Annotated in this window: 6 protein-coding genes; 4 read left to right on the forward strand and 2 right to left on the reverse strand. The window is 70.6% G+C overall.

The genetic code is table 11. From position 1 onward, the window contains the following. Window positions 1-4: 4 nt before the first annotated feature. From C6N31_RS22820 to C6N31_RS22835, 4 genes are read left to right on the forward strand one after another with little or no spacing between them, the layout of a single operon-like run. A complete protein-coding gene (locus C6N31_RS22820; RefSeq protein WP_138355509.1) occupies window positions 5-1258 on the forward strand; it encodes an ATP-grasp domain-containing protein in 1254 nt (417 codons plus the stop codon). A gap of 3 nt (window positions 1259-1261) precedes the next feature. Further along, window positions 1262-2518, forward strand: coding sequence for an ATP-grasp domain-containing protein (locus tag C6N31_RS22825; protein WP_138355510.1), 1257 nt, complete (start codon window positions 1262-1264; stop codon window positions 2516-2518). Beyond that, window positions 2515-3789 (forward strand): MFS transporter, encoded by a 1275-nt coding sequence (locus C6N31_RS22830; RefSeq protein ID WP_198358065.1) that lies wholly within the window; start codon window positions 2515-2517, stop codon window positions 3787-3789. Before C6N31_RS22825 ends, C6N31_RS22830 begins: the two co-directional genes overlap by 4 nt. Next, window positions 3786-4799, forward strand: coding sequence for a GNAT family N-acetyltransferase (locus C6N31_RS22835; protein ID WP_138355512.1), 1014 nt, complete (start codon window positions 3786-3788; stop codon window positions 4797-4799). Before C6N31_RS22830 ends, C6N31_RS22835 begins: the two co-directional genes overlap by 4 nt. A 93-nt stretch (window positions 4800-4892) precedes the next feature. On the opposite strand, the gene C6N31_RS22840 is transcribed toward C6N31_RS22835, so the two are convergent. Further along, window positions 4893-5759, reverse strand: coding sequence for a geranyl diphosphate 2-C-methyltransferase (locus C6N31_RS22840; protein WP_138355513.1), 867 nt, complete (start codon window positions 5757-5759; stop codon window positions 4893-4895). 142 nt (window positions 5760-5901) lie between these two features. Further along, a complete protein-coding gene (locus C6N31_RS22845) occupies window positions 5902-7089 on the reverse strand; it encodes a family 2 encapsulin nanocompartment cargo protein terpene cyclase (protein WP_198358066.1) in 1188 nt (395 codons plus the stop codon). Window positions 7090-7588 lie beyond the last annotated feature (499 nt).

Raw genomic sequence — 7588 nt, forward strand, 5'->3', positions numbered from 1 at the left:
TCCAATGCACCGCACCTGGGGGAACGCCACAGCAAAGATCTTCGTCGTCGAGCCGCTCGGCAGTTCCGGCCGCTTTCTCACCGCGGCCGCCCGGGACCTCGGCGCGGTCGTCCACGCGGGTACGCACAAGGACATCTACGACAGCTACCCGGCCGGTCTGCGCGCGGAGCTCGCGGGTGTCTGCCGCACCGATCTCGCCGACCCCGACCGCGCCCTGGACGAGATGGAGGCCTACTGCCGGGCCGAGGGCGTCGACGCGGTGGCCGCCTGCTGGGAGTTGCTCACTCCGCTCGCCACCCGGCTCGCGCACCGCCTCGGCCTCCCCGGCAACGACCCCGACCGGGCCGCGGCATCCCGGAACAAGATCGCCATGGCCGCCGCGCTGGAACACGCCGGCGTCTCCGTTCCCCGCACCGTCGTCGCCGGGACCGGCGACGAGGCACTCGACCTCATCGGCGCCGCGGATCTCGCCTTCCCTCTGGTGATCAAACCGGCCGAGCAGGGCGGTTCCTGGGGCGTGAGCGTCGTCGGGGGTCCTGACGAGGTCCGGGCGGCCGTCGACGCCGCCCAGCAGTACACCGTCGCGGCCCCGCACGGCCTGTCGCTCGACCCCCGCGTCATCGTGCAGGAGTACGTCGACGGCCCCGAGTACAGCGCCGACACGGTCGTCCAGGACGGCCGGCCGTTCCCGTTGCCGGTGGTCCGCAAGCACACCACCGTGGACGCGTATCGGATCGAGATCGGGCACACCTGCCCCGCACCGCTCCCCCACGCCGCCGCGCACGAGATCCAGGCCGTCGCCGCCCGCGCCGCGCTCGCGGTGGGGATACGCAACGGCGTCGCCCACACCGAACTGAAGGTTCCCCCCGGGAGCGGCCGCCCCGTCGTCATCGAGACGGGGGCACGGCTGCCCGGCGGGAACATCTGCGAAGTGGTGGAGCACGCCACCGGCATCAGCGAGGCCCGGGCCTATCTGCGCGTGGTCCTCGGCCAGGCCCCGGAGACGACGGCCCTGCGGGATGCCGCCTGCGCGATCCGTTTCCTCGTCCCGCCCCGAGCGGGCATTCTGCGCACCCTGCGCACCGCCGACCTCCCAGGTGTGTACAGCGAGTTCACCGTACGACCCGGCGATCCGCTGCGCGCCCCGGTCGACAACTCCTGCCGGATCGGCCATGTCATCGCGACAGCCCCGAACTCCGCCCAGGCCGAACTGCTGGCCGACCGGGCGATATCCCAGACGACTATCGAGGTGGCCTGACCCGTGCACAAGATCGCGTTCCTGCGCTCCGTCGACATCCAGCGCGCCGACCCCTACATCCAGCAGGCCGTCCGCGAACTGACCGCCGACGGCATCGAATCCCGGCTGTTTTACACCCACGGCACGTGCGGCCCGGCCGACTTCCCCGCCGGGGGTGAGCACCTCGACCCCGCGGTGACACCCCTGGAACTGGCCGACGCCGTGAGCGCGTGGGGAGCGGACACCGCCGTCTCCGTCTCGCTGCCCTGCGAGAACGCATTGCGCGACGCGACCGCCAAAGCATTCCTGGACGCACGCGGCATCCCCACCGTGATGACCCCGCTGGCCGCCACCTGGCTGCTCTGCGACAAGTGGGAGACGAAGCAGGCCCTCATCGCCGCAGGACTCGATGTCGCCCGAGGGATCCGGGCGGACAGCGATCTGACGGCCGGGCGCGGTCTGCCCGTGCCCGCCTACCGTCAGAGCCTGCTCGTCGCCGCCGGTGAGATCGGCTACCCGCTGCTCTCCAAACCGCTGTGGGACTCCACCAGCATGGGCATCCGCTTCCTTCCGGACCGCGCCGCGCTCGACGCCTATCTCGCCGACCCGCCCCCGGTCAGCGCCGTGCTGGAGGAGTGTCTGACCGGCGAGCTGTGTTCCGTCGACATCGTCGGCGCGCCCGGGAACTACAGCGTCCTGCCGTTGTGCTGGACCGGACAGGCGGGCGGCGGGGCCGCGTTCACCTTCGCCGACCTACGCTGGTGCGGACCGCGCCCGCAGGCGGACGCCGACTTCGCCCCGGTCGCCGAGCGTCTCGTCGGGCTGTGCGAGAGCCTCGGCGTGTACGGCTCGGTCAACGTCGACATGATCCACGTCAACGGCCGCTACGTCGTCCTGGAGATCAATCCGCGCATCGGCGGAGCCACCACCTTGTCCTGCGCCGCCTCCGGCACCAACACCTTCGCGACGCTCGCCGACATGGCACGCGGCCGGTACCCGGACGCCGCGCGACCCGACACCCGGCGCAAGCGCTGGGCGATCGAGTTCCTGGCCGACCGGCCCGTCGGACAGGCGGCGGACGAACTCCGCGACCGCCTCGGCCTGGTCACCGCGCACGAGTTGGTCATCGACGGCACCAGCCACGGCGACATCGTCACCTTCACCTGTGAGGAAGGTGACGAGCAGCGCACCGTCAAGGAACTCGACACGATCAACTCCCACTCGGGCATCCTCGCCCCCGTCATGATGGGCAAGGTCCGCGCTCTGCTGTGCGGCCTGTGACCGGAGCGACCGGCCGCCGTGCGGGCCGCGGCCGGGCCGCCCGGATCGCCGGTGTCGCCGGTCTGCCCGAGCTGCGCGGACGAGGCCGGTTCGTCGTCGCCCACGTCATCGACTCCATCGGCAACGGGCTGCTGCTGCCGCTGGGGCTGCTGTTCTTCATCACCGTCCGGCACATCCCGGCCGCGACGGCGGGCGCGGCGGCGAGCACGGGCCAGTTGGCCGCCCTCCCGCTCACCGCCCTCGCGGGCCGGATCATGGACCGCGCCGGGCCGAAGTACCTCGCCGTCGCCTCCAATCTGGTCTGCGCGGCGGGCTTCGCCGGCTTTCTCGTCGCGGAACGGCCGTGGCAGATCGCGGCCGCGTACTTCACGGTCCAGGCGGGCATCAACGGCTACTACACCAGCCAGCGGTCGCTGACCCTGCTGGTGGCGGCGGGGGACGAACCGCGTACCTGGTTCGCGTTCACCTCCTCGCTGCGCAACACGGGTCTCGCCGCCGGAGCCGCGATCGCCGCCGCGGCCCTCGCCCTGTGGGGCACCGGAGCACTGACCGCTCTGGTGGTCGCCGACGCGGCGAGCTACTGCCTCGCCGCCACCTTGTTCGCGACCCTCAACGTGGCGTCCGGACGCCCCAACGCACCTCCTGGACGCACGACATGGTCCATCGACCGCCGCTACCTGGCCCTGGTCCTGTGCAACCTGCCCTACGTGTTCGCCCAGGCGATCCTGTCGGTCCTGCTCGCGCTCTACGCCACGAGCGCTCTACGGCTGTCCGCCTGGTCCGCCAGCGTGCTGCTGCTCGTCAACACCGTGGCCGTCGCCCTCACCGCGACAGCGGTGACCGCACACCTGGCCCCGCGCGCCGCCCGGCACGCGGTCTCCGTCGCCTACGCCGTGCTCGCCCTGTCGATGGCCGCGTTCGCCGCACCGGCCCTGCCGGGCCTGCGCCCACTGGCCTGGCCCGCGCTGGCGGTCGGCATCGTGCTGTTCACCGTCGGGGAGATCCTCTGCTCACCGGCCATGGCGGAACTGTCCACCACGCTCGGTCCGGCGGCCGCCCGGGGATCCCACCAGGCGCTGTTCCAGATGTCGTGGTCCGTCGGCGGCGCGGCGGCGCCCGTGCTCTTCACCGTGCTGCTGCACCGTTCGTCGCTGTTGCCGTGGGCCTTCGAGGCGATCCTCTGCGTCCTCGCCGCCCTGGCCGTCCTCCCGTTGGTCCCCTCGGGGTCAGCGTTCCCGTCCAGCCGCCCCCGTCGAAAGCGCACTCGGTGAACCTCGAATCCGTCCCCACGCTGGCCGCCGTCCCCGCCGCCGAGTGGGACCACCTCGCCCGCGACACGAGCTTCTACCTCTCCCACCGCTGGCTGGCGGGCGAGGAGACCGACCCCAGCGCGACCTGCACCTACCTCCTCGTCCGGGACCCGCACGGCCGGCTGACCGCCGCCGCCCCCCTGTACCTGGTGCACGACGAGCCCAATACCAACTACCGGCCGGAGCACCATCTGGACGTGGGGCAGGACGAAGCTCCGCGCGTCATCGCCGGAGCCAGGCGCGGGTACCACAACGCCCCTTTGCTGGCCCCCGGGTTGGACGACCGGCAACGTGCCGGCTGCCTGACGATGCTGCGCGACGCCGCACGTGAGCACGCCGCCCGGCAGAGCACCTGGCACTGGTGGCCCTACCTCACCGACCGGGCCGCCACGGAACTCGGCGATGCCTATGGCACGGCGCCGCGCCGGATCGAGGACGACGCCACCATCTCGCTGCCCGGCACGGGCTTCGACGACTACCTCGCCGCGCTCCCGGCCAAGCGGCGCAGCGGCATCCGCGGCGAACGCCGCGCGTTCGACGCCCGGGCCCTGACCGTGCGCACCGAACCGCTCGCGAACTGCGTGGACGACGCCGGACGGCTGCTGGCGATCCTGCAGTGCCGCCACGGCCATGTCACCGACACCGCGGCCATGACCGGCGTCATGCGCCGCCAGGCCCAGGCCATGGGCGAGGACGCCCAGGTCACCGCGGCCTACGACGGCGCGACCATGGTCGCCTTCTCCCTCGTCTACCACTTCGGGAACACCGCGTGGCTGCGGGCCGTCGGCCATGATCCCCAGCACACCGGGGACGCGTTCGAGTACTTCAACCTCGCCTACTACCTGCCGATCGAGGACGCGTACCGGCACGGCTGCACACATCTCCACGCCGGGATGAAGTCCCTGGCCGCCAAGCGCGCCCGTGGAGCACACACGTCGCCGCTGTGGGCGCTGGCCGACCCGCCACGCTGACCGGGGATCCCTGGACGCGGCTGTCCGTACGGAAGGACCTCTGCCGGACCGTCGCGCGACGGTCCGGCAGAGGGGCAGTGAGGGCCTGAGTGATCAGACGCGGTCGGCGGCGATGAGGAGGTACTGGAAACTGCCGTCCTTGTAGGCGGTGAGGAACGGGTCCTCGATGCCGGTGACCAGCGACGACTTGGCGCGCAGCTCCCAGTACGGGATCGTCGCGGAGGTGAGGTCCACGACGCTGATCGGGACGAGGCGGTTGGCCGCCATCTCCTTGAAGTACGTGCTGCGGGGGTGGATGTCGCAGATGTAGTGCGCGTTGATCTGACTCACCGCCCGGGAGGGCAGTCCATAGGTGTCGTTGTAGCAGCCGGTGATGGTGACGTACCGCCCGCCGCGTGCCAGCAGCCGGGAGTGCTCGGCGAACAGCTGCGCCAGATCGACGTACATGGTGCTCTCGTTGTTCCAGATCCCGCGGAAGGTACCCGAGTCGAAGCCGGTGCTCAGCATGTTCTTGAGGTGGAACCGCACCTTGTCGTCCACACCCCGCTTGACGGCCTGGTCGTTGGCGAAGTCGACCTGGGACTGGGAGATGGACACCCCGTCGACGGAGCACCCGAACCGCTGGTTCGCCACGATGCTGCCCCCGCCGCGGCCCGATCCGGCGTCCAGCAGCCGGTCCTCGGGACCGATCGCGCCGAACTGGTCGAGCAGGAACTCGGTCTGGTTGCACTCCAGTCGGTGGAGTTCCTTGGTGACCAGGTTCTCGCGCATGTCCTCCGACGCGTCGAGGACCGACCAGTCGACGTCACCGATCCCGTAGTGGTGGTGATAGATGCCGTCCACGTCGCCCAGGCGCAGGTTGACCGGGTTCTTCTCAGCGTTCCAGTAGGCGGCGACGGACCGCTGGTAAGGGCTGGTGTTGAGGAGAGGGGCGGGGGCGGTGATGTGGTCGATGGTCATGTGCGGGCTTGCTCCTTTGATCGTCAGGTCACTTCAGGGGCTGAGCTCAAGGTCTGGGCTCAGCGGCTCGGCTCAGGGGCCGGGCAGGCTGGGCAGGACGCATGCGGGAGTGCGGCGTCGTTCGTCGGGGCGGGTTCCGCTCTCAGGGCGAGGTGGCATACCGGCCGCCGACGTGGCCGGCGTGCCATTCGTGGTTGCCGCCCATCCAGTTCGAGAGCCCGGCCACGTACCGGGCGGCGACCGGATGAGCCGTGAGCGCGGCGGCCTCGGTCTCGAACGCGCGCACCAGCTCGTTGTGCACTTCGATGGCCTTCGTGAAGGCGTCCTCGATCGCGCAGTCCTCCTCCTCCGCGATGACGGTCGGCAGGCTGTAGTGGAAGCGGCCCGACGCCTGTTCCTTGCGCAGGGAGTACAGGTCGTTGAGGACCGTGGACGCGGTGGAGGCGAGCGCGGTCGCGCGCTGCACGGACGGCAGGGCGAACAGCTCCGCGGGCAGTTCGTAACCGCCGATCGCGTCCGTGATCGCCAGGCACGGGCGGAAGGAGTTGAGCTGGCGCTGCACCAGGTACTCCCATACCCGGGGGGTGCGTTCCTCCTGGACGCAGGCGGCTTCGGCCTCGTAGCCGAGGTACAGGCTGGCGATCTCATGGCGGTACCGGTGGGACTGTGCGGGGGTGGCGAGCTGGGTGAAGGACTCCATGGCCGAGTGCATGGCGCGCAGCGCCGGATGCGCGGCCAGGGCCGCCCGCCAGTCGGCGTCGTAGGGGGCGGGCATGTGGCTGGGGTCGATCGCGGACTGGGCGACCGCGAGACGGGCGCCGAGACCGTCGGGTGTGCCGCCCAACTCGGGTTCGCAGAAGTAGTCGTCCACCGCGTTCTCGCCGGCCAGGAGCTTGGCGGCGGTCAGAAGGTGGCCGGTGGTGGGGGCGTCGGGGTGGCACAGCACGACGGAACGGCCCGGGTCGAACTTCAGCAGACCGGCGCGCAGGTCCGGGGACCGGAACAGGTCCACGTCGTCGGCCCATTGGAGAAGTTGCTCATTGATCAGGTCGGCGAGCGTTCGGTCGTCGCGGACCGCGGGCGGGCAGTGCAGGCCCTCGATCCGCGCAGGTGCAGGTGCCGACGTAGGCGTTGGGGCCGGGGCCAGTGCGGGTGGCTGTGCCGTCGCCGGTGCCGGGTGGGCCGGCGCCGTTGCCGGTGGCTGTGCCGGGCGGGCCGGGGGGTGGGGCGGACGTGCGAAGCGGCTGGCGGCGCTTCCCAGACCGGTCGGCCCGGCGAGGACTCGTTCCAGCGCTTCGGCCGGGGGCTGACCCCGGCCGGTGGTGGTCATTGCGTGGCTCTCCCTGCCTGACGTGGCGATAGGTTCGATGCCGTTCACGCGCCACGCCGGAATCCTTCGCGGTAACCCAATGAATAAGTTGATTCTGAGCCATGTGGGCGCAGCGCCTGGGCTGAATCATTACCGTCATGGCTGCATCTGACACTCACTCGATCGAGTGATAGCGCGGCGGAGGAAGATCAGCAATACTTCAACCGGCGAGTTCCCCTGCAATCAAGAGAGTTGGGCCGAAGACGGCACCAGGTCGGCCGCCGGCCCCGGCGACAGGAATTCCTCCGAGTCACCATGGCATACGCATTCAGGAACTGACGCCGTACTTCGTGTGGAAAAGCAATCCACGGACATAAAAGAACGCCACGGCAAAGGACTCCATCCATGTCGATCGAAGCCCGTCCGGAATCCGCGCCCGCTCAGGGAAACAGCCCTTCCCATACGAGCCTTGATACGGCTGCTGCCCGGAATCTGGCGACCACCACCAAGTCCGCACCTC

The organism is Streptomyces fildesensis, from assembly GCF_016107395.1.
In the GTDB taxonomy this organism is placed as follows: Bacteria; Actinomycetota; Actinomycetes; order Streptomycetales; family Streptomycetaceae; genus Actinacidiphila; species Actinacidiphila fildesensis.